General features: G+C 61.9%; 21 protein-coding genes. 11 read left to right on the top strand and 10 right to left on the bottom strand.

The features are described from left to right. Positions 1-31: 31 nt before the first annotated feature. Positions 32-493 carry a GNAT family N-acetyltransferase gene (locus tag ACTHNE_RS12075; protein WP_440269378.1) on the top strand — a complete coding sequence of 154 codons (462 nt, stop codon included), beginning with the start codon at positions 32-34 and terminating at the stop codon, positions 491-493. Positions 494-639: 146 nt separating this feature from the next. On the opposite strand, the gene ACTHNE_RS12080 is transcribed toward ACTHNE_RS12075, so the two are convergent. Both ACTHNE_RS12080 and ACTHNE_RS12085 read right to left on the bottom strand, forming a co-directional pair. Next, on the bottom strand, positions 640-1,284 hold the full coding sequence (locus tag ACTHNE_RS12080) for a glutathione S-transferase family protein (protein WP_324944859.1): 645 nt from the start codon (positions 1,282-1,284) through the stop codon (positions 640-642). Between the two features lie 15 nt (positions 1,285-1,299). Next, positions 1,300-2,253, bottom strand: coding sequence for a threonine ammonia-lyase (locus ACTHNE_RS12085; protein WP_324944856.1), 954 nt, complete (start codon positions 2,251-2,253; stop codon positions 1,300-1,302). Positions 2,254-2,377: 124 nt separating this feature from the next. Here ACTHNE_RS12085 and ACTHNE_RS12090 point away from each other — a divergent pair, with 124 nt between their 5' ends. Both ACTHNE_RS12090 and ACTHNE_RS12095 read left to right on the top strand, forming a co-directional pair. Further along, positions 2,378-2,857: an Lrp/AsnC family transcriptional regulator gene (locus tag ACTHNE_RS12090; RefSeq protein ID WP_324944853.1), complete on the top strand. Its 480-nt coding sequence runs from the start codon at positions 2,378-2,380 to the stop codon at positions 2,855-2,857. A gap of 83 nt (positions 2,858-2,940) precedes the next feature. Beyond that, entirely contained in the window at positions 2,941-3,384 is a 444-nt protein-coding gene (locus ACTHNE_RS12095; RefSeq protein WP_324944850.1) for an SRPBCC family protein, read from the top strand. Positions 3,385-3,576: 192 nt separating this feature from the next. Here ACTHNE_RS12095 and ACTHNE_RS12100 read toward each other — a convergent pair whose 3' ends face one another. Beyond that, positions 3,577-4,011, bottom strand: a complete 435-nt coding sequence (locus ACTHNE_RS12100; protein ID WP_440269379.1) for a DUF2501 domain-containing protein — start codon at positions 4,009-4,011, stop codon at positions 3,577-3,579. A gap of 752 nt (positions 4,012-4,763) precedes the next feature. Between ACTHNE_RS12100 and ACTHNE_RS12105 the strand changes: the two genes are divergently transcribed. After that, positions 4,764-7,703 carry a TonB-dependent receptor domain-containing protein gene (locus ACTHNE_RS12105; protein WP_440269380.1) on the top strand — a complete coding sequence of 980 codons (2,940 nt, stop codon included), beginning with the start codon at positions 4,764-4,766 and terminating at the stop codon, positions 7,701-7,703. Positions 7,704-7,847: 144 nt separating this feature from the next. Here ACTHNE_RS12105 and ACTHNE_RS12110 read toward each other — a convergent pair whose 3' ends face one another. Next, on the bottom strand, positions 7,848-8,648 hold the full coding sequence (locus ACTHNE_RS12110; RefSeq protein WP_440269381.1) for a BON domain-containing protein: 801 nt from the start codon (positions 8,646-8,648) through the stop codon (positions 7,848-7,850). Between the two features lie 341 nt (positions 8,649-8,989). Here ACTHNE_RS12110 and ACTHNE_RS12115 point away from each other — a divergent pair, with 341 nt between their 5' ends. Beyond that, positions 8,990-9,310 (top strand): KGG domain-containing protein, encoded by a 321-nt coding sequence (locus ACTHNE_RS12115; RefSeq protein ID WP_324944838.1) that lies wholly within the window; start codon positions 8,990-8,992, stop codon positions 9,308-9,310. 144 nt (positions 9,311-9,454) lie between these two features. Further along, the gene (locus tag ACTHNE_RS12120; RefSeq protein WP_324944835.1) at positions 9,455-10,141 is read left to right on the top strand and encodes a UdgX family uracil-DNA binding protein; all 687 of its coding nucleotides are present in this window, start codon (positions 9,455-9,457) and stop codon (positions 10,139-10,141) included. Between the two features lie 225 nt (positions 10,142-10,366). Here the strand turns inward: ACTHNE_RS12120 and ACTHNE_RS12125 are convergent, their stop codons facing one another. Next, complete coding sequence (locus ACTHNE_RS12125; protein ID WP_440269382.1) at positions 10,367-12,301, bottom strand: PAS domain S-box protein; 1,935 nt, start codon at positions 12,299-12,301, stop codon at positions 10,367-10,369. A gap of 517 nt (positions 12,302-12,818) precedes the next feature. Between ACTHNE_RS12125 and ACTHNE_RS12130 the strand changes: the two genes are divergently transcribed. Together ACTHNE_RS12130 and ACTHNE_RS12135 are read left to right on the top strand one after the other, a co-directional pair. Beyond that, entirely contained in the window at positions 12,819-13,238 is a 420-nt protein-coding gene (locus ACTHNE_RS12130) for a CBS domain-containing protein (RefSeq protein ID WP_324944830.1), read from the top strand. Positions 13,239-13,253: 15 nt separating this feature from the next. Continuing rightward, the gene (locus tag ACTHNE_RS12135) at positions 13,254-13,517 is read left to right on the top strand and encodes a hypothetical protein (protein WP_440269383.1); all 264 of its coding nucleotides are present in this window, start codon (positions 13,254-13,256) and stop codon (positions 13,515-13,517) included. A 154-nt stretch (positions 13,518-13,671) separates the two neighbouring features. Here the strand turns inward: ACTHNE_RS12135 and ACTHNE_RS12140 are convergent, their stop codons facing one another. From ACTHNE_RS12140 to ACTHNE_RS12155, 4 genes are all read right to left on the bottom strand, one after another. Beyond that, complete coding sequence (locus ACTHNE_RS12140) at positions 13,672-15,009, bottom strand: sigma-54-dependent transcriptional regulator (protein ID WP_440269384.1); 1,338 nt, start codon at positions 15,007-15,009, stop codon at positions 13,672-13,674. A gap of 82 nt (positions 15,010-15,091) precedes the next feature. Next, entirely contained in the window at positions 15,092-15,661 is a 570-nt protein-coding gene (locus ACTHNE_RS12145) for a DUF4142 domain-containing protein (protein WP_324944822.1), read from the bottom strand. Continuing rightward, on the bottom strand, positions 15,652-15,915 hold the full coding sequence (locus ACTHNE_RS12150; RefSeq protein WP_324944819.1) for a stress-induced protein: 264 nt from the start codon (positions 15,913-15,915) through the stop codon (positions 15,652-15,654). Before ACTHNE_RS12150 ends, ACTHNE_RS12145 begins: the two co-directional genes overlap by 10 nt. Positions 15,916-16,101: 186 nt before the next feature. Further along, a complete protein-coding gene (locus tag ACTHNE_RS12155) occupies positions 16,102-16,728 on the bottom strand; it encodes a hypothetical protein (protein WP_324944817.1) in 627 nt (208 codons plus the stop codon). 296 nt (positions 16,729-17,024) lie between these two features. Here ACTHNE_RS12155 and ACTHNE_RS12160 point away from each other — a divergent pair, with 296 nt between their 5' ends. Next, positions 17,025-17,222 (top strand): KGG domain-containing protein, encoded by a 198-nt coding sequence (locus tag ACTHNE_RS12160; protein ID WP_324944815.1) that lies wholly within the window; start codon positions 17,025-17,027, stop codon positions 17,220-17,222. 198 nt (positions 17,223-17,420) lie between these two features. On the opposite strand, the gene ACTHNE_RS12165 is transcribed toward ACTHNE_RS12160, so the two are convergent. Next, positions 17,421-18,311 carry a BON domain-containing protein gene (locus tag ACTHNE_RS12165; RefSeq protein ID WP_324944812.1) on the bottom strand — a complete coding sequence of 297 codons (891 nt, stop codon included), beginning with the start codon at positions 18,309-18,311 and terminating at the stop codon, positions 17,421-17,423. Positions 18,312-18,589: 278 nt separating this feature from the next. Between ACTHNE_RS12165 and ACTHNE_RS12170 the strand changes: the two genes are divergently transcribed. Both ACTHNE_RS12170 and ACTHNE_RS12175 read left to right on the top strand, forming a co-directional pair. Next, positions 18,590-19,126: a YciE/YciF ferroxidase family protein gene (locus ACTHNE_RS12170; protein ID WP_440269385.1), complete on the top strand. Its 537-nt coding sequence runs from the start codon at positions 18,590-18,592 to the stop codon at positions 19,124-19,126. A 144-nt stretch (positions 19,127-19,270) separates the two neighbouring features. Further along, a complete protein-coding gene (locus tag ACTHNE_RS12175; protein WP_324944806.1) occupies positions 19,271-19,471 on the top strand; it encodes a hypothetical protein in 201 nt (66 codons plus the stop codon). The last annotated feature ends 29 nt before the right edge of the window (positions 19,472-19,500 follow it).

The following is a 19,500-nucleotide window of genomic DNA, read 5'->3' on the forward strand; positions in this document are numbered from 1 at the left end:
CACGGTTTGACCTTGTTACTTCGGAATCACCATGGATATTCGAACACTTCACGCCAACGATCTTGAGCTCGTTTGCCGGCATCGTGAAGCCATGTTCCGGGATGCCGGCGGACGTGATGAAGTGTTGATGCCCATGACCGGGCATTTCCGGGAATGGGTCAGGCCGCGCTTGCTGGATGGATCCTATTTCGGTTTCGTAATGTTGGACGACGGCGCTCCGGTAGCGGGCATTGGGCTGATGCTTATCGATTGGCCACCGCATCCCGCGCACCCGACGCAGGACAAGCGCGGATATGTGCTGAACGTCTTTGTCGAACCCGAGTACAGGAATCGCGGGCTGGCGCGGGAGCTGATGAAGCTGGCGGAAGCGGAATTTGCCAGGCGCGGCGTTGGCTATGCGATTTTGCATGCCACGGAAAAGGGTCGGCCGCTGTATCAGGGAATGGGCTGGAATGGGACCACGGAAATGGCCAAAGCGTTGGATGTTTTGTGATGCGCAAGTCTTGCAGGATTTGCTCCCTCCCCTGCGAAGTAGGGGAGGGCCGGGGTGGGGTGAAGCAACCTCGCGATGTATTTCAGCGCTGAGGCAAGCACGGGCAACCCCACTCCACCCCCCCATGCGTGCAGGGGAGGGAGTCATCATTCGCGTAGTGAGGCGCTACGGGCTATATCAACCGTCTCCCCATGCAACGCAGTAACCCGCATCGATTCACGCGCGCAGAACCGCGCGTACCAGGTCGCTAGCCGTGGCCGAGCATCGCAAAACGCATAGACCTGCCGGAATTCGATCCAACTGAGGGCGGTCGCCACGGCTATATCGCCGATATCCGGCGTCTCGTTCTCCTCCAGGTTTCCTTCGAGGAAATCGCAGGCCGCGATGATCTTCCGCAACTGGCCTTCACGTAGCGGCTCCCAACGCGTGGCTATCGGTCGCCGTTCGGTTTCCCAGCGCACCGCAATGCCTGCGTCGGCGATACCCGTGGCGATCGCCTGGTTGCGCAATGCGCGATAGCGGCGCGAGGGATCGGTGGGGATCAGCTTTGGTCCATCATGCAGGCCGTCCAGGTATTCGCAGATGACGTTGGAGTCGAACAGGGCGAGGTCATCATCGCAAATCAGTACCGGTACTTTGCCCAGCGGATTGAGTGCGAATACTTCGTCATTGCGCACGACCGGGCTGGTTTCGTGGTGGATCACTTGCAGTCGATTGGCCAGGCCGAGTTCGTGGGCGGCGACCAGCGTCTTGCGGGCGTAGGGGGAGTGTGTCTGGTAGAGAAGTTTCATCGTTGGCGTCGATGATCAAGCTGCGAGCAGGCGCTCGCGCAGGGCAGGGGCGATATTTCCACCCGTCAGGACGGTGGCGACGCGCTGGTTGGTAAAGCGAGCCGGCTCGGCCAGGATCGTTGCCAGTCCAGCCGCCGCCGCAGGTTCGACCACCACGCGAAGCGTCCGGTGGATCAACTGCATCGCCGTAAACAAGTCGGTTTCGGATACCGCCACCATCTCGTCACAACAGTCGCGCAAGCGGGACAAGGTGGAAGCGATCGGCACGCGCACGGCGATGCCGTCGGCGATGGTGTTGGCGTGATCGGTGACGATGGCGTGTCCTGCATCCAGCGAGAGCTTCATTGCCGGCGCATTCGCGGCGACCACGGCAATGACACGCACATGCGGCGCCAGCGCGCGCAGCACGCGGCCGACACCATCGAGCAGCGCGCCGTTGCCGAGCGGCACGATCAGGGTGTCGAACGAGGCCGCATCGAGCAGTTCCAGTGCGATAGTGCCGGCCCCATCGGCAATCGCCGGCTCGACGCCGTCTTCCACCCAGCGCTGGCCGGTTTCCGTGGCATGCTGGCGCGCAACCTGCTTGGCGGCGTCGAAGTCCGCGCCAGCCAGTTGCACGTTCGCACCCAGCCGGCGCATGGCGTCGACCTTGACCGGATTGGCTTGCTCGGCGGCGAAGACCGTGCACGCATATCCGCGCCGGCCGGCTGCATAAGCCATGCCTTGCCCGAAATTGCCGGCGGAGGCGCAGACCACACGCGCCCCGGGTTCCAGCGCGGTTGCGCAGAACAGGTCTGCGCCGCGTCCCTTGAAACAGCCGATCGGATTGGCCAGTTCCGCCTTGGCCAGCACGTGGCAGCCCAGTGCAGCATCCAGCGCGGCGTCCGTCATCACGGGCGAATCCAGGAAGACAGGCGCGATGCGCTGCCGAGCGGCAACGATGCGGGTGATATCGAGATCCAGGGGCATGCGCGAAAAACTCCCTGCTGCAGTGGCGATGGCGGCTTATGTTAGGGTTTGCCCGCGCGGCCAGAGCGCGACTATCGGTAGCTGGACGGGTTTTTCCCGCAACTTGCATCGTCACTGCACACACATGCCCATCGAATTGGACAAGCTCGATCGACGCATCCTCGCGACGCTGCAAAAGGACGCGCGCCGTTCGGCGGAGCTGGTGGGAGCCGAAGTCGGGCTTTCCGCGTCGGCGGTACAGCGCCGCATTGCGCGTTTGCGCGAGGAGGGCGTGATTGCCGCCGAAGTGGCCGTGGTCGATCCGAAACGCGTCGGTCGGCCGTTGAACCTGATCGTCGAGATCGAAGTGGAGCGCGAGCGGCCGGAACTGGTGGCAAGCCTCAAGCAATGGATCGCGGCCGAAGCGATGATCCAGGAGGCGTGGTATGTCACCGGCGCGGGCGATTACGTTTTGATTGTGGTGGCGCGCGACGTGGACGACTTCGAAGCACTGATGCAACGACTGGTCGCCGAGAATGCCAACGTGCGACGCTATCACACGCGCGTGGCGCTGGGCACGATCAAGCGGAGCTTGCTGGTCCCGATGGATCCGCCGGTTGAATAAAAAAACGGATGCGTGTCGATTCCCCGCGGCGCCGTTCGTCATTTCCTTTAGAGGGCCGTCCTCTACTTCAGAGACCTGAGACCATGACCAGCACTATCCGCCTTCACCGAGTACTGCGCGCACCGCCCGAGCGCGTCTATCGCGCGTTTCTCGACGCCGACGCCATGGCCAAGTGGCTGCCGCCGAACGGCTTTACCGGAAAGGTCCATGAGTTGGACGCGCGAGTGGGTGGCCGGCATCGCATGTCATTTACCAACTTCACCACGGGCGAGGCCCATGCCTTCGGCGGGGAATACCTCGAGCTGGTGCCGAACGAGCGTATTCGTTACACCGACGTGTTCGACGATCCGAACCTGCCTGGCGGCATGCAGACCACGATTTCGCTGAGCGCGGTGATGTGCGGGACGGAATTGAATGTGGTGCAGGAGGGCATTCCGGAACAGATTCCGCCGGAGATGTGCTACCTGGGGTGGCAGGAATCGCTGGTGCTGCTGGCGAAGCTGGTTGAGGCGGAAATACGGCAGTAGCTAAAGCACGGTCGCCCCGGCGAACGCCGGGGCGACACGTTCGTCATCCCAGCGAAAGCTGGGATCCAGCGACTTGAAAAGCGTGAAAGGCACTGGATTGACCAGCTTCGCTGTTGTGAAGCGCCTCAGCTTTCGCTGGAATGACGAATCGGTAGCGTTAAAGTTGCGGGTAAACGTTCGCCCGAACGCTGCTTAATGCCCGAGGAATTTCTTCCCCTGCTTGAGCACGATATCGCAGGCCTTGGTGGTGAGCTTCGATTTGAGATCAGGATCGCCGCCGCCGACGTCGCTCAGGTTGGTGGTCTTGCCGTTGTTGCCCTTGAGGATGCCGCTCAGGCCGCTCTGGTAGTCGCTATTGCTGGTGCCGCCTTCGGTCTTGCCGAGCAGCTTGCCGGCCAGGCCGGACGCGCCGGTGTCGCCGCCGAGGTAGTTGTTCTTCACGCAGTACTGCAACAGGCCGGCCACATTGCCCATGCTGCCGGAACTCAAGGAGCCGCCGTTGCCGCCCAGCATGCCGCCGAGTTTTCCGCCGAGACCGCCAAGGTCCTGTGCTGATACGGTGGCGCAGGCAAGGCTCACGGCCAGGGTTGCAAGGGTGATGGTGGCTTTTTTCATTCGCGTATTCATGCGCGTTCCTCCTTGTGGATGGGGCATTCAATGCCGAAGCTTGTTAGAAGTATGTCGACGCGGTATCCGCAGGCTCGCATCCATCCTGCCAGTGAACCTGCATGAGTCATCCTGCCCCCCGCTGCGCGATCTTGGCATTCGGCCTTCAGCGTGGCAACCGTCGGGTTTCGGAGCCGTAGGTTGGGGTGCAAACCCCAACGTTGCCCTGCACACATACATTGCGGTGTTGGGGTTTGCACCCCAACCTAAAAAAACCAACCCATAAAAAAGCGCCGGCGATGCGGACATCGCCGGCGCCATGGCCAGATCAACGCCCCTATGCGGGTATCGTTGTGCATACCACTCCTCTGTGCCCCCACATATCGAAATGCAGCTGTGCGCCATCCGCTGCGTCTCGACTCGGCATTGCCGACAGAACGTGCTATGCAACTCTGATCTTAGGCTTTTCGAACACGCCTGCACCATTTCCTCAAGGGACAAGCTCCGGTTCGTTCGGGCCATGATTGAAATGCCATGTATTAGCGAATAAACGCCGTCAAAAATAATCGGCCGGCCAAGACATTTCATTGGCCCAATTTGGACAGTGAGTACTCGGCGATAATCCCTTAACTTATTTCAAACGGCACGAATTTCCCCTTGGCCTAATCGCGGCCCGAGGCGTTTTCGGCTGGGAAATCGCCATGTTTTTCGCTATTCATCAAGGGGTATTCTGCATGAAAGACCAGCAGCGCAAATTACTGTGCGTGATTATCATGAGTTCGTTGGCCGGGGCGATCGGGCATATCGACGTAGTGGCCGCGCAAACGGCTGAGGTAACACCTGCATCGACGGCGACGGATATTCAGGGGCCGCTGGACGTCATCAAGGTGACCGGTTCGATGATCCGCAGCGTGGATATCGAGCAGGCGCAGCCGATCGTCTCGATCACCGCCGCGGATATCCAGCGCCAGGGTTTCGCCACGCTCAGCCAGGTGCTGCAGAACCTCACATCCGCTTCCACGCCTGACATCAGCAAGTCCAACCCGGCCGAAGCCGGTCCGGACGTGGGCGGCAGCTATATCGACCTGCGCAGCCTGGGCGCGTCGCGCACGCTGGTGCTGATCGACGGCAAGCGCATGGGCACCTCCTACACCGGCATGGCCAATCTGGACAGCATCCCGATGTCCATCGTCGATCACATCGACGTGCTGGCCGATGGTGCGTCGGCCATCTACGGTTCGGATGCGATCGCCGGCGTGGTGAACGTCGTCACCAAGAAGGACTTCAACGGTGCGCAGGTGGACGTGTATGAAGGCAAGTTCATACCGCACGGCGACGGTTCGCAAGGGCAGTACGGCGTCACCTTCGGCAAGAGCACCAAACGCGGCTCGATCATGTTCTCCGCGCAGTACGAGAAGCAGGATGCGATCGGTGCCGGCCGGCGCCCATACAGCGCCTATCCGCTCACCGATCGCTTTCCCCTGAACGGCCTCAGCAGCATGGGCGCCTATGGCCAGTTCTACAACCCGGATGGCTCGATGTCCGTGCTCAATGCAGGCGGCGATCCGCGCAACATCAACGACTATCACATGATGATGTCGCCTACGTACGCCGCCGATGGCCGCGTGACCGATCCGGGCGATACGTACAACTACAGCAACCAGATCACGCTGCAGAGCGCCACCAGCATGAAGAACCTCTTCGTGCAGGGGCACTACAACCTGTCGGACGATCTCACCGCCAGCTTCAGCGCAGGCTTCAACCAGGATCGCAACACCGGCAGCGTAGGTGGCCTGCCGCTCACCACCTTCAGCCTCACTTCGTTGCAGCATCCGGAATACAGCAACCTGATGCTGTCCGCGCAGAGCTACTACAACCCCACCAATGCGGACGGCCAGACGCCGACCGACCTGATGTTCCAGCGCTACGTGGTGGAATTGCCGCGGCTGAACATCAACAAGTCGGAGAACTTCCGCTTCAACGTCGGTCTGGACGGCTATTTCAGCCTGGGCGAGCATCAGTTCAACTGGGATGCCTATTACTTCGATACGCGCTATACCGGCAGCATCCTCGCTACCGGCAACTTCTCCCTGCCGCGTCTGGCCAATGCGCTGGGGCCTTCGTTCATGGACGCCAACGGTACCGTCGAATGCGGCACGCCCGATAGCGTCATTGCCGGCTGCGTACCGCTGAACGTACTGGCCGGCCCCGGCGGCTACAGCGCGGCGATGCTGAATTACGTCGGTGTCAATTCGTACGAGCGCTACGGTAGTTCGGAGAAAGGCCCGCAAGTCGACGTGAGCGGCGAAATCTTCCCGTTGCCGGCCGGTGGCGTGAACCTGGCGATGGGCCTTTCGCATCGTTCGATCCACGGCTACGACACGCCCGATGTGCCGTCTTCGGAAGGGCTCACCACCAATCTCGCCGGCCAGCCGACGCGCGGCGGCTACAGCGTCAACGAGGCCTACGCCGAATTCAACGTACCGGTGCTCAAGGATCTGCCGCTGGCACAGGTGCTGAGCGTGGATATCGCTTCGCGCTTCTCGCACTACAGCAACTTCGGCAGCACGCACAACAACCAGTACAAGATCACCTGGAAGCCGATCGACGATCTGCTGGTGCGCGCCAGCTACGGCGCGGGCTTCCGCGCGCCGACCGTAGGCGATCTGTATGGCGGCGTGAGCACGACCTATCCCGGCTACGTCGACCCCTGCGACGTCACCTATGGCCTGGCTCGCACCAACGCCACCGTGGCCAAGAACTGCGCCAATGGTATCGGCGGTCAGCCGGCCCTGAACCAGGGTGCCCTGAATGCCGCGGGCCTGGGCAGCCTGTACGGCAATGGTTTCATGCAGGAACAGGCGCCCAACATGCTGGTGACTGCGCCAGGCGCGGGCCCGGTGTATCAACCGTTCACCCAGGGCGGCAATATCAAGCTGCGTCCGGAAACGTCCAAGAGCGCGCAGCTGGGTTTCGTCTACAGCCCCAGCTACCTGCAAGGCTTCAACGCAACGGTCGATTGGTTCCGCTACAAGGTGCGCAATGTCATTTCACAGTCCGATGTGCTGTACAACTGCTATGCGCTGTCCAGCGTCACCGATTGCAGCCTGTTCCAGCGCACGGCTGCCGATCACTACCAGGTGAGCGGCCTGTTTGCGAGCCCAGGGAACCAGGGTTACCTGAGTACCGCCGGTTATGACGTGGGCCTGTCCTACGCGCTGCCGAAATTTTCCTTCGGCCAGTTCAATCTGAAGTCGCAGTCTACCTACTACACGCGCAACGAGTCGCAGCAATATGCTGGCGCGCCGATCAGCCACAACAACGGCATGGCCGGCAACTGGCGCCTGCGTTCCAACTTCAGCATCGGCTGGGATTATCACAATTTCGGCGCGGAGTGGACGCTGCGCTATTATTCGCCGCTGAAGCAGTCCTGCTACAACGCGCAGTTCTCGGCGTTCCCGTGCACGCTGCCCAATTACGGGACCGGCTCGGGCGTCACGCCGATGACCCAGGTGCCGTCGGTGACCTTCAACGATGCGCAGGTGCACTGGAAGGCGCCGTGGGGCGCGGTGATCGCGATGGGCGTGAACAACGTCTTCAATCGCGTGGCGCCGTATTTCTACGGTGGCAACGGCAGCGACAGCGCGTATTCGTACAATGCGTCGTATGACTACGGGCGGTTTGTGTATTTGCGCTATACGCAGAGGTTTTGATCTAGCACCCTAGTAGAATCTCCCGTAGGTTGGGTTAGCGAAGCGTAACCAAAAATGCTTGTACGCCATCGTTGGGTTACGCTGCGCTAACCCAACCCACGGGAGCATCTGGCAAGGCGCTACGAGTTAGCGCAACCATCGGAGTTATTCATCGCTCCACGGCCGCTGCGGCCGCGGGGCGGCAAGATGCAAACGGTTGTTGACGTCCTTCACGCCATCGACGCTGTCCACGCATTGTTCGATGCGATGCCGCAGTATGGGATCGGCGACTTCGCCTTCGATGGTGACGGTTCCTTTGCTTACATGCAGCGAAATATCCGGCGCGTCGATATCGGCGCGGCTGTCGAGCGCTTCGTACACCTGTTCGCGGACGCGCTCATCGTCAGGGTTCGCACGCCGTGCGTGCTGACCCAAACCGGAGACTTTCTCGACGTCGCGATCGATATAGTCCGGCGAGGTTTCCAGGTCTTCCGCAGTGAGGCGAAAACCGAGATCGGGATCGTCGGGCTCGTACGCAGGGCTCACGTCGCTTGGTGGCAAATCCGCTAGCAGTTCGTTCTGGGTGGAATTGTCGTATTGCGGATTTTCCATCCCTCCCGCGATCGGGCCGTAGCGCATGCGCGGGATACCTTCCTCGTCGGTATAGGACACGACTTCGTCGGCGTACTCGTTGTAGCCACCTTCGGGTAGCGTGAGCCGTTCCACGCTGTAGTTGGTTTCATCGAAGCGTAGCGGGCCTTGCGAAACTTCCTCGGGGTCGCGGTAGCTCAGGCGCTCGGTGCGCCGGTCGGGATCGAGGCTGCGCGGACCGAAGCCCAGCGTGACGTCGTCCGGATCCTGCAGCTGCGGCAACACTGTGGTGGAGGCTGAGCTGCGTTCCTGCGCCGTCAGGCGGCGGTCGGGGTGTGCCGGCGGTTGCTTCGCGCGACTGGATTTTCTCGTCATGGAGGCGCTCCCGTTCGTCATCTTTTGCGAAAAGCTACTGCGCACCGGAGTGGCGAGAGGGTGAACCGTACGCTAGCGCGATGTAATGCCTGCCCTGGTGTTCATATGCGTGACAGAGGGGGATGTCCTGACGCGCAAAGCACACTCACTGGCGCTTGCTGCAGCACGCATTTTGCGCGCGCAATGAATGACCTGTTATGTGATGTGCGACAAGTTTTCGCAGCCATGTCATGCGCGAGAAGCACGTAAGCATCACACAAGCGATGGCATGTTCCCCCCACGCACAGTCGTTTCAACCAACACGACGAACGTTTGCAAGAGCCAGTGCAAGAGGTACAAGCATGAGCAGGAAACAGCGTGACCCGGATAAGGGCGCCATGAGCGTGCGCGAAGCCGGCCGCAAGGGTGGCGAGGCACGCAAGGAACAATTAGGGCCGGAAGGCTATTCGCAATTGGGCAAGAAAGGTGGTGCTGCACGCAAGGAAGAACTCGGTTCGGAAGGGTATTCCGCGCTAGGCAAGCAGGGCGGCGAAGCACGCAGGCAGGAATTGGGCCGCGAAGGCTATGCGGCGCTCGGCAAGAAGGGCGGCATGCGAAGCCGCACATCCAGCACATCCGCCGGCCGAACGAAAGAGCAGGGCAACCATCATTCGCAACGGTGAACGACGCGCACGAGTGGACGAAGCATTCTTCGAGTCGAACCGTTTGCATGAATGGTTTATGGATGTGATTGTTGACTGAACCTGCACATCCTTTCGATAGAAGGTATCGGAAGCTTCGCGTAAGTACGCGAGGACGAGTTTGAGATGCCGCAATCACCATCGGCTTGGGAATCCCCACTGGCCCGTTCCCCGACTTTGCCGCCTCCGCCTGGAAGCTTGCGGGAGTTGCGCGAGCGGGCCACGCGTTGCCACGACTGCCCCCTGTGGAAGAACGCGACGCAGACGGTGTTCGGTACGGGCCCCGCGCACGCGGCGTGGATGCTGGTAGGCGAACAACCCGGCCTGCAGGAAGACGCGGCGGGCGAGCCGTTCGTTGGGCCGGCGGGCGCGTTGCTGGATCGCGCGCTGGAAGCGAGCGGACTGGAGCGCAGCGAGGTGTACATCACCAACGCGGTGAAGCATTTCAAGTACGAGCTGCGCGGCAAGCGTCGGCTGCACAAGCGCGCCAATGCAGCGGAGCAGGCGATATGCCGCGAGTGGCTGGCGGCGGAACTGCGCGAGGTGCGTCCGCAGCGGATCCTTGCATTGGGTGCGATGGCGGCGCAGGCGTTTTTCGGCACGGCATTTCAGCTCACCATGAGCCATGGCCGCTGGTTCCGTTTGCCCGGCGGAATCGACGCGATGGCCACCTGGCATCCTTCGTCGGTGTTGCGTTCGATCAACCGCGACACGCACGATCATCGGTATCAACAACTGGTGGATGATCTGCGTGCGTTCGTGGCGGGGCCGCCGGCGAATGTGCGTACCAGTGTGCGGCGTGGGGCGGCGTAGAACATAAGCCTCTGAGCGTCGGATCTCAGTGTGCCGGAATGCGTCCCCTCCCCTACGTGTAGTAGGGGAGGGTTAGGGTGGGGTGAAGCCATCTCGCGATGTGTTTCAGCAGTGCGGCAAGTTCGTACAACCCCGCCCCAGCCCTCCCCCCGGATCAAGTCCGGGGCAGGCTCTGCAAGCAGGGGAGGGAGCCATCATTCGCACGGCTGAGGTTAGAGGGTTTACTTACGAATCTTCCGACTGCAACAACAACTGCGCCTTCGCCAGCAAATCCCCCATATCGAACGGCTTGATCAACGCCTCCGTCGCGCCGTCCAGCGTGCCGCCTTCCAGCCAGTCGGTATCGGCGTAACCGGTCATCAGGATCACGCGCAGCGCGGGAAATTGCTTGCGCGCCTGGCGGCACAGCGCATAGCCGTCCATGGTCGGCAGATCCACGTCCGACAACAGCAGGTTCCAGGATGAACCGGTTGCGAGCATCGACAAGGCCTGGTCGCCCGACGCCGCTTCGTGGACGTCGCAGCCCAGTTGGCGCAGGCGTGTCGCCACGGATTGGCGGATCGTTTCGTTGTCTTCCACCACCAATACGCGGAAGCCGCGCAGATCCGGCGCAGGCTTGGTTGCTTTCGGCGGCAGCGTTTCCAGCGTGGCTTCGTCGCACGGCAGATAGAGCAATACCGACGTTCCCGCGCCCGGCATGCTGCGGATGTCCATCGCGCCGCCGTATTGCGTCACGAATCCATACACCATGGAAAGGCCAAGGCCGGTGCCGTGGCCTTCCGGCTTGGTGGTGAAGAACGGCTCTAACGCGCGCCGGCGGATTTCCTCGCTCATGCCGGTGCCGTCGTCGGAAACAGTGATCTCCACATATACGCTGTGCGTACGGTCGAGCGCCACCTGCACGCCGCTGTCCTCGGGCGTGCAGGTACGGCAGGCCATGCTCAGATGTCCATGACCGGCCATGGCGTCGCGCGCATTGACCGCCAGGTTGACCATCGCGCTCTCCAACTGGCCGCTGTCGCAGGCCAGTGGCGGAAGGTCTTCGGGAAACGATACTTCCAGCGTAATGTCGTCACCCAAGGTGCGGTCGAGCAGCTCGCGCATCGAACTCAATACCTTGGCCACGCACGTGCACTGGCTGGATGCGTTTCGCCGCCGCGCCAGCGAAAGCAGGCGTTGCGTGAGCCGCCCGGCGCGCAAGGCGGCGTCCAGCGATACGACCACATGCCGCTTGGCCTGGCCGACGTGACGGCGATCCAGCGACAGCGAGGCCAGTTCCAGCGAACTGATGATGCCTTGCAGGGCGTTGTTGAAATCGTGCGCGATGCCGCCGGTGAGGTGGCCGATCGCCTCGATCTTCTGTGCGTGCACGATCTGTTCGCGCGCTTCGCGCAGCCGCCGCTCGGCCAGACGCTGCTGGGCCTGGTCGTGGACGATCAAGGCAAAGCCGAGCAGGGAGCCGTCGCTTTCGTGCACGGCTTCGACGATGACTTCGGCCGGAAAGCTTTCGCCGTCGGCGCGCCGGAATTCGCATTCGGCGTGTGCGCGGCCGCTCTGGCCGGCCGTGCGCAGCAGTTGGCGGGACAGCTCATTAGTGCGTTGCGGCTCGTGGAAGAAGGTCGAGAACGATCGGCCGGCCACCGCTTGGGTGGTGTAGCCGGTCATGCGCTGCGCGCCGAGATTCCAGTCGCGCACGTTGCCGCGCACGTCGAGCATGCAGATCGCATAGTCGGGCACATCGTTCACGAACAGGCGGAACCGCCGCTCGCATTCGCGCAGGTGATCCTGCATGCGTTTGTGCACCTGCAGGTCGCGCATGACCATTGCGAAACCGTGCACGCTCCCGTCGCCGCTCTTGAGGGCATGCACGGAAACTTCCACGTGGATGCGCTGACCGTGATGATGCGTCAGCCAGGTCTCCAGGCGGGCAGGGTGATCGCTGCTGATGGCGTTGAGCGCGCTGTCCAGCAACGCGCCGTCGTGCGAATCTGAATACAAGCTTGCGTAATACTTGCCGATCAGCTCTTTCGGATCGTGGGTGCTGAACAGCGTCTCTCCAGCCTGGACCGCCGCCACGTAACCGTGGCGGTCCAGGATGAAGACAGCATGGTCGGCGGGCAACGCACGGGGTGGACTGTCGTGAAGTAACACTGGCGACATGGCAGGACTCGGCACGTAAGTTCGGGCGATTCAACCAGCGTCGCCCGGCGTTACCGCGAAGACGCTGCATTTCACTCATGCAGCGGCGACGGACACCATGTCTGCACATGGTCGTTGCGCGAGTTACGTGCCTTCGAAGCCCTCGCAACTTCATGGCTGGCGTGCTCGGATAGCCGCAGAGATCAACGTTTCATATGCAAACGTCTTCTGTTGCAACCCCACCCGACAACATCCGCATCCTCCGGCGCCAGCCCCCTTTTTCCGTTACCGCCGGTTCAAGATGATCGTTACAACGTAATCGGAGCGTGAAAAATGCGGGAACTTGGGCGATGAAACCCCGCGTTTTTCAGGTACTTTTCACGCGATCGACTGGTAACGGTTTCGGTAATCCCTTGCATGAGCTTGTGGATGAGTACGTTCGTATGGCCTGCGCGGTGCCTTTTCCTATGGGGCGGCATGCTTGTCTATCCTGGTGACGGCTGCCGACATCGGGACCACGGCTCAACGGAGATCGAACATGCAAGCAAGCGACATCATGACGCGCAATCCGCGCTGCTGCTCGGCGCGCGACTCAGTACAAGGCGTAGCCAGGATCATGCGGGAGGCCGACGTTGGCGAAGTTCCGGTGGTCGACGAGCAACAGAACCTGGTCGGCGTGATCACCGACCGCGACATCGTCGTGCGTTGCGTCGCCGAGGGTGAAACGCTGGATGCCTGCCTGGTCGACACCTACATGACCGCGCCAGCCGTATCGCTGCCCGAAGACGCCAGCGTGGAAGACATCGCCAATGCAATGGCGAAGGAAGCCGTGCGACGCATTCCCATCACCGACAAGGACGGCAAGCTGTGCGGCATCGTGGCGCAGGCGGACCTCGAACATTCCGCCGCGCGCTCGCAGAAAGAAAAAGTGTCGCAACGCGTATCGACGCCTCATTGAGTGCATGCATCCATCATGAAGGCATTGATCGAAGCGCTTCCCACTTTCCCGATTCTGGTCAACCCGCAGCCGGCGCCGCCGCCGGACCCGGTGAAACCACCGAGCCCCGCGCCATCGTTGCCCGACCAGGGGCTGCCGGTACCACAACCGAGCCGCCCGCCGATGCGCGAACCCAATGCCGATCCACCGCCGATCGATGATCCAAAGCCGCCGCCGAGTTGGCGGCCGGTGGCCTGGTGTGGTGTGCGCGAAGTTGCGTGGGGTGCGCGGTACGCGTGATCTTTTCAGATCACTTGACCGGTACTGCATTACCTCACCGTCATTCCGGCGAAGGCCGGAATCCATGCTTCGTCGTGGCGATAGATTCCGGCCTTCGCCGGAATGACGGTGAGGGAGGTTGCGAATTGCACGCATTGTTCAAGCCGCCGGCTACCTACGCACTCCGCCCCTCACCCCGCCACCGCATCAACTTGTTGTAGATCGTCTTCACACTAATTCCAAGCATCCGCGCCGCGCGCGTCTTGTCGTTGCCGCATTGGCGCAGCGCCTGCTCGATCGCCATGCGTTCAATGTTTTCCAGCGTCTGGCCGGTGAAGGCAGGAAAGGAGCGTTCGCCATGCAGCGCGCGGCGCATGCCTATTTCCCGGGCAAGATCGATGCGGTCGTTGTCCGCCATCAGGTAGGCGCGCTGCACGATGTGCTGCAGTTCGCGCACATTGCCTGGCCACGCGTAGGCCTGGATGCATTGGAGCGATGCGTCGGTCAACACGCATTGCGTGCCGTACTTGTCGTTCAAGCGATCGAGAAAACGCATGGCCAGCCATACCGCGTCATCGTCACGGTCACGCAGCGGCGGCAGCGCGATAGGGAAATCGCACAGACGGTAATAGACGTCGTTACGTAGCTGTCCGTCGCAAACGGCCAGCCATGGGTCGCGATTGCAGGCGGCGATCACCCGCACGTCCAGCACGTGCGGGTCTTGCGCGCCCAGCCGCGTGACGGTTCCGGTTTCCAGCGCGCGCAGCAGATAGGTTTGCAGCGGTGGCGGCATTTCGGTGAATTCGTCCAGGAACAGCGTGCCGTGCTGGGCCTGTTCGAAGAAGCCGCTGTGATCGCGCACCGCGCCGGTGAAGCTGCCGCGCTCATGTCCGAACAGCAGGCTGCCGAGCAGGTCCGGCGGGATCGCACCGCAATTGACGGCAACGAAACGTCCGCGGCGGCCGCTCAGTGCATGCAGGGCTTCGGCCGCCAGCTCCTTGCCAGTGCCGCTTTCGCCATGCAGCAACACGGTGTTGCCGGTGGGCGCGATGCGGCGGATCAGCTTGAACACCCGTCGCATGCAAGGCGATGCGCCGATCATGCCGCCGCATTCGTCCATTTCGCGCGCCTGGCGCAGACCCGCGCGCCGCGCCGCGCGATCGAACAGCGCATTCAGGCGCGCGTCGTCCACGGGTTTCACCATGTAATCGTCGATGCGCAGCCGGATCGCCTGAATGGCCGTATCCATGTCAGGGCGTCCGGTGACCACCACCACGTCGCCATCGCGCGTGTCGCCCAGATGATCGATCAGCTCCAGGCCGCTGCCATCGGGCAGCGACAAATCGACCATCATCAGATCCAGCGGGCGTTCCTGCGCGATGACCATCGAAGCGTCGTGCACGGTGGATGCGGTCATCACCTCGAAGCCTTTCGCTTCGGCCTGGGCGCCGGTGCCGTGGACGAATGCAGGATCATCGTCGACCAGCAGAACGGACGGAGCGTTGCCGCGCATGGAAAACCTCGACTGCCTGCGGATACGCCGGAAAGGATCAGGATGCGCGGAGCGAAGTGGAGGGCTCGTGGAAAGGTGGCCGCTACATCGGCGGCAGCGGCGCTGCGGCCATCGCCGCGCGCGGCTCCAGTTCTACGGCCATCTTCAGGTGCAGGTCGAGCGTGGGCAGGGTGGCTTCGGCCAGGTGTCGTATTTCGGCGTTGCCACTGCCGGCGGCGGCGGTGAACAGGTCGATCGCCTTGCGATGGTCCTGCACGATCACTTCGTCATAGGCCTGGTCGAACGCGCCGCCGCGCAGCGTGCGCAGCTGTTGCGTCTTTTGCTTCACTTCCTGGCCCGGTTCGGCCGACACGTTCACGCGGTAACGCCACGCCAGGCTGGCTAGCTTGCGGTTGACCTGGACCTGATCGTCCACGATGCGCTTGGCCATGTATTGCACCGAGGCGGCGGACGAGATTTTCAAGGCCAGCTGGCTCAGCGCAACTTCCGCGGCGGACACCGTCACGGCCTGGCGCAGGAAGCGCCGGTCTTCCTTGCTGATGCTGCCGTGGGTGCGAGCAGGGTGGTTGGCGCTGGCTTTGAGCTGGTAATAAATCACCAGCGCGATGAGGGCAAGAATGCCGGCAAGTAACGTAGTCTGCGTCAGGTCCATGCTTCTTCGGATGGTTCGGACGTGCCGTCGCGCGTGCTGCCGCGACGGCCGAGCTCGGCCATGTGCTTGCGGTTGCGACTGATCTGGCTGCCGCCTTTCTGGCCGGCCTTGCGTGCTTCTTCGGGCGTGAAGCGATGCGCACGCCCTCTGGCATGCGCGATGCGGCCGCCCAGGCTGGCCACTTCCCGGCGACGCTGCTCATCCATGGCGGCAAACCCCCGGGGCGTAACGCTGGCTTCGTCGTGATCGGACATGACAACACTCGTTAAGCGCATTTGGCAGGTGCATGAAGTGTTCAACCTGCGGCCTGCGAAGCGCGTGAACGTATGGCAAAGGGGAGGTGAACGCCAAAGCGTGCATGACGCGCGCAGGTCGCGATGAAATCCTGGAAAAATCCACGCGCATGCATGGCAATGACGAAATCTCATCGTGGCCGATAACTAAACGCGACCAAAATGGCGCGATTCAAATAGCGAGCCGGTGCGTCCGGTCATGCTGCTTTTCAGCGGACGCGTGGTTTTCGTCGTCAGTTGCTGACGGCGCACGAGGCCGAGCACTACGTCTTCATAAGCTTGCTGCAGTGTTGAGCGCTGCTCGCGGTGTTGCAGGCAGGCTTGTTGGAAGTGCGCCACGAAGCGTTGCAGCTCGGCATCCTTCATCAAGGCCAGCAGCAGGCCCCACGACATTTCGTTGAACTGCTCCACCGCAAGCAGCGCCTGCATCGAGGGCAGCACGGGAATGCCCGCATCGCTCACCTGCTGCTGCGCGGCCTGCATCATGATGAGGAAGGGGCCGCTCCCTTGTTCCTGCCGTTCGATATCCGGCTTGTCGCCGAGCACGTCCAGCGCTTGCATCAGCAGGTGGACGTGCTCGGTCATGGTTTCGCAAAAAGGTTCAAACCGGGACAGGTCCAGGGCGCGGATGACCGGGTCCTTGTTGCTGCGGCATTTTTCGATGAAGCACTCGTACATGCGTATGCTGCTGCGTTCGTACGCCATGCGCACGGCAAGCAGATCGGTCAGCGACACGTGTTCGCCGGTGCTACGGGTGGAGAGTTCTTCGGTCATGTTGGATGTACCTTTTTTGAGGTAAGGGGCATGTAGCGCGATGCAACGCCTGGCAGGCGAACGCACAATGCGTCTGCGTAAAGCCTAGCGCACGATGCGCGGTGTGCATGTCCACGCGACCTTAAAAACAGCGGGAAAACGCAGGCAAGCAGGCGTATGCGCGTACTCGAAACAAGCCTGTCACGGACGCGAAAAACCATTCACGGACATCTCAAATCCGTTTGACTACTCACTGTCTAGACTGGCAACCGTTCGTCGTAGAGACGGACGTTTTGTTCCTCACTGGAGTCAAGTTCATGACAACCGAAAAAAGCAACCGCGGATTCGCTTCGATGGATGAATCCAAGCAGCGCAAGATCGCCAGCAAAGGCGGGAAGGCTGGCGGTGGTGATCATGCCACGCACGAGCAACATGTGCAGGCCGGTCGGCAGAGCAGTGGCGGAACCCACGAGCAGCACGTGAAAGCCGGCCAGCAGAGCCACAAGAACACATGATGTGTTTGGGAATCTAGGAGTCCCGCTGTAGGCCATGGACGTGCTGAAGAAGAGAGCCCGGCAGAGGATGTGCCGGGCTCTCGGCGTATGCGCATGAGCCCCTCTCCCGCCCGAACCCTCTCCCGGAAGGAGAGGGGCTCACTCAGGCAATTATTTGCAAGTCAGTGCGTCAGGCGCCAATGGAACAGAAAACCAACCTCACCCATTCCGCGACAACCCCCCGCTGCCTTCGCCCTCCTCGCTCCACGCATCGCCGCGGCTTACACGCAGGCGGTTTTCGACATCCTTCACGCCGCTGATGTGTTCCGCGCAATCCTCGGCGCGGTGTTTCATCTGCCGTTCCGGCACTTGTCCCTGCAGGGTAACCACGCCGGATTCCACCGTGACCTGGATCGCGCTGGCATCGACGTGCGGGTCGTCGGTAAGGCGGTCGCAGACGTCTTCGCGGATGCGTTCGTCCGAACGTATGTAGCCGCTGGGGCCGCGGCCGTAATAGGCGCCGCCGCGTTCACCTGCATGACCCCAGCTTTCCTCGCCCCAACCCGACGCACCGTAGTCGCCGGGATAGTTTTCGTGGCCGCGTTCCGGATGGCGATAGGTCGAGCCGAAGGTGGGACCGTACATCGAGCCGTAGCCGCGTTCGCCGGGCTGGAAATTCAGCGTGCTTTGTTCCAGATCTTCGCCACGCCAGCCATAGCGCCCATGCCCGGCCGGACTGATGCGCTCGGCGCCGCGCTGGCGCCATGCTTCGTCCGGTGAATAGCCTTCCCAGCTCTCCTGAAAGCGCTGGCCATAGCGCGGGTTTTCATAGCTTTGCCGGTCGCCATACCCTTGCGCGTATTCGTTGCGGTCGTAGTCGAGGTGGCGGCCATAGTCGTAATCCTGCTCGCCGCGCTGTGTCGCGCCACCGTAGTGGGACAGCCAGCGCGCGGTCTGGGCGTCATTCCAGTTGGATGTGCGGTCCTCGTAGCGACTGTCTTCGTAGCGCGACGGATTGTCGCGCGAAGCGCGCCCGGCCTGATAACGCTCCGAGACGTCGAAGCGCGAAGGCGGGCGATGGTGCCGTTGCTGGGAGTAGTCGCGATTCATGGATGGCTCCTTTTTTCGGTTGGAGGAAACACGCCTGTTGCGGGCGAGGGTTCGCAACATCCATGCCACGCCGCGAGCGCGCGTGGCGGGCGCCGCGGCGCATCGGCAGGAAACAATTGCCGGGATGCGCCGGAAAATCTTTCCGCTGCGGCGCATCGATGTCGCATGCAGTGCATCGTGAACGACAACCGGTTCACCCGGCCATGTCGCCTCCACAACGGCGGCCTGCCTATCTTGTTGGCTCGCATTCCATCATGAACCCGTAAGGAGCACACACCATGGCCGTCAAATCGTTGGAGGAACTCTTCGTGCACGAGCTTTCGGACATCTATAGCGCCGAGAAGCAGTTGACTCGTGCCTTGCCGAAGCTGGCGCGCGCATCCTCCGAGCCGCAATTGAAGCAGGCCTTCGAAAGCCACCTGGAGGAAACGAACGGTCAGGTCGAGCGGATCGACAAAATCGTCGAGCAATTGGACCTCCGCCTGAAACGCATCAAATGCGCGGCGATGGAAGGCCTGGTGGAAGAGGGCAAGGAGATCATCGATGCGGTGGAAGAAGGCACCTTGCGCGACGCCGCCCTGATCGCCGGCGCACAGAAGGTGGAGCACTACGAAATCGCCGCGTACGGCACCCTGGCCGCGCTGGCGAAGGAGCTTGGCTATGACGAGGTGCTGCCGTTGATCCTGGACACCTTGAAGGAAGAGAAGAGTGCGGGCGAGAAGCTCAGCAAACTGGCCGAGCAGCGCGTAAACAAGAGCGCGGCGGGCCGTCGCGCGTCGGCGGAAAGCGAAAGCGGGCGCGAAGTACGCCACTGACCATGCGCGAGCAAGCGTGAAAATGGCGGCGCCGCCCGCATGCGGGACGGTTGCCGCGATGAGCAAAAAAAGCATGCAGCGGCACAGACGCTTGCTTCACTTTCGAAAGTGGATATTTCGCCGCATCAGTAATGGAGGCGAGCCATGACGATCCTATCCGAGCAGCGCGTACGGCATCTCGAACGGCTATGCGGCCAGCTGCTTGCGCAGAACCATCGATTGATCGAGCGCAATGCGAAACTGGTGATGGAGATCCGCGCACTGAACAGTGAAGGCCGCGTGACGCTGCCGCTGAGCAACGTAGCGCGCATTCCGCAGTCGCCGCGGCTGCATTCGGTTCGCTGAAGCGCTGCGAGCTGCGACCATCCGAGGGC

Source organism: Dyella sp. (assembly GCF_051954575.1).
GTDB lineage: Bacteria > Pseudomonadota > Gammaproteobacteria > Xanthomonadales > Rhodanobacteraceae > Dyella_B.

Coding starts and splice junctions, on each gene's coding strand:
- ACTHNE_RS12075 (WP_440269378.1), top strand. CDS start 32: ATGGATATTCGAACACTTCACGCCAACGATCTTGAGCTCGTTTGCCGG.
- ACTHNE_RS12080 (WP_324944859.1), bottom strand. CDS start 1,284: ATGAAACTTCTCTACCAGACACACTCCCCCTACGCCCGCAAGACGCTG.
- ACTHNE_RS12085 (WP_324944856.1), bottom strand. CDS start 2,253: ATGCCCCTGGATCTCGATATCACCCGCATCGTTGCCGCTCGGCAGCGC.
- ACTHNE_RS12090 (WP_324944853.1), top strand. CDS start 2,378: ATGCCCATCGAATTGGACAAGCTCGATCGACGCATCCTCGCGACGCTG.
- ACTHNE_RS12095 (WP_324944850.1), top strand. CDS start 2,941: ATGACCAGCACTATCCGCCTTCACCGAGTACTGCGCGCACCGCCCGAG.
- ACTHNE_RS12100 (WP_440269379.1), bottom strand. CDS start 4,011: ATGAATACGCGAATGAAAAAAGCCACCATCACCCTTGCAACCCTGGCC.
- ACTHNE_RS12105 (WP_440269380.1), top strand. CDS start 4,764: ATGAGTTCGTTGGCCGGGGCGATCGGGCATATCGACGTAGTGGCCGCG.
- ACTHNE_RS12110 (WP_440269381.1), bottom strand. CDS start 8,648: ATGACGAGAAAATCCAGTCGCGCGAAGCAACCGCCGGCACACCCCGAC.
- ACTHNE_RS12115 (WP_324944838.1), top strand. CDS start 8,990: ATGAGCAGGAAACAGCGTGACCCGGATAAGGGCGCCATGAGCGTGCGC.
- ACTHNE_RS12120 (WP_324944835.1), top strand. CDS start 9,455: ATGCCGCAATCACCATCGGCTTGGGAATCCCCACTGGCCCGTTCCCCG.
- ACTHNE_RS12125 (WP_440269382.1), bottom strand. CDS start 12,301: ATGTCGCCAGTGTTACTTCACGACAGTCCACCCCGTGCGTTGCCCGCC.
- ACTHNE_RS12130 (WP_324944830.1), top strand. CDS start 12,819: ATGCAAGCAAGCGACATCATGACGCGCAATCCGCGCTGCTGCTCGGCG.
- ACTHNE_RS12135 (WP_440269383.1), top strand. CDS start 13,254: ATGAAGGCATTGATCGAAGCGCTTCCCACTTTCCCGATTCTGGTCAAC.
- ACTHNE_RS12140 (WP_440269384.1), bottom strand. CDS start 15,009: ATGCGCGGCAACGCTCCGTCCGTTCTGCTGGTCGACGATGATCCTGCA.
- ACTHNE_RS12145 (WP_324944822.1), bottom strand. CDS start 15,661: ATGGACCTGACGCAGACTACGTTACTTGCCGGCATTCTTGCCCTCATC.
- ACTHNE_RS12150 (WP_324944819.1), bottom strand. CDS start 15,915: ATGTCCGATCACGACGAAGCCAGCGTTACGCCCCGGGGGTTTGCCGCC.
- ACTHNE_RS12155 (WP_324944817.1), bottom strand. CDS start 16,728: ATGACCGAAGAACTCTCCACCCGTAGCACCGGCGAACACGTGTCGCTG.
- ACTHNE_RS12160 (WP_324944815.1), top strand. CDS start 17,025: ATGACAACCGAAAAAAGCAACCGCGGATTCGCTTCGATGGATGAATCC.
- ACTHNE_RS12165 (WP_324944812.1), bottom strand. CDS start 18,311: ATGAATCGCGACTACTCCCAGCAACGGCACCATCGCCCGCCTTCGCGC.
- ACTHNE_RS12170 (WP_440269385.1), top strand. CDS start 18,590: ATGGCCGTCAAATCGTTGGAGGAACTCTTCGTGCACGAGCTTTCGGAC.
- ACTHNE_RS12175 (WP_324944806.1), top strand. CDS start 19,271: ATGACGATCCTATCCGAGCAGCGCGTACGGCATCTCGAACGGCTATGC.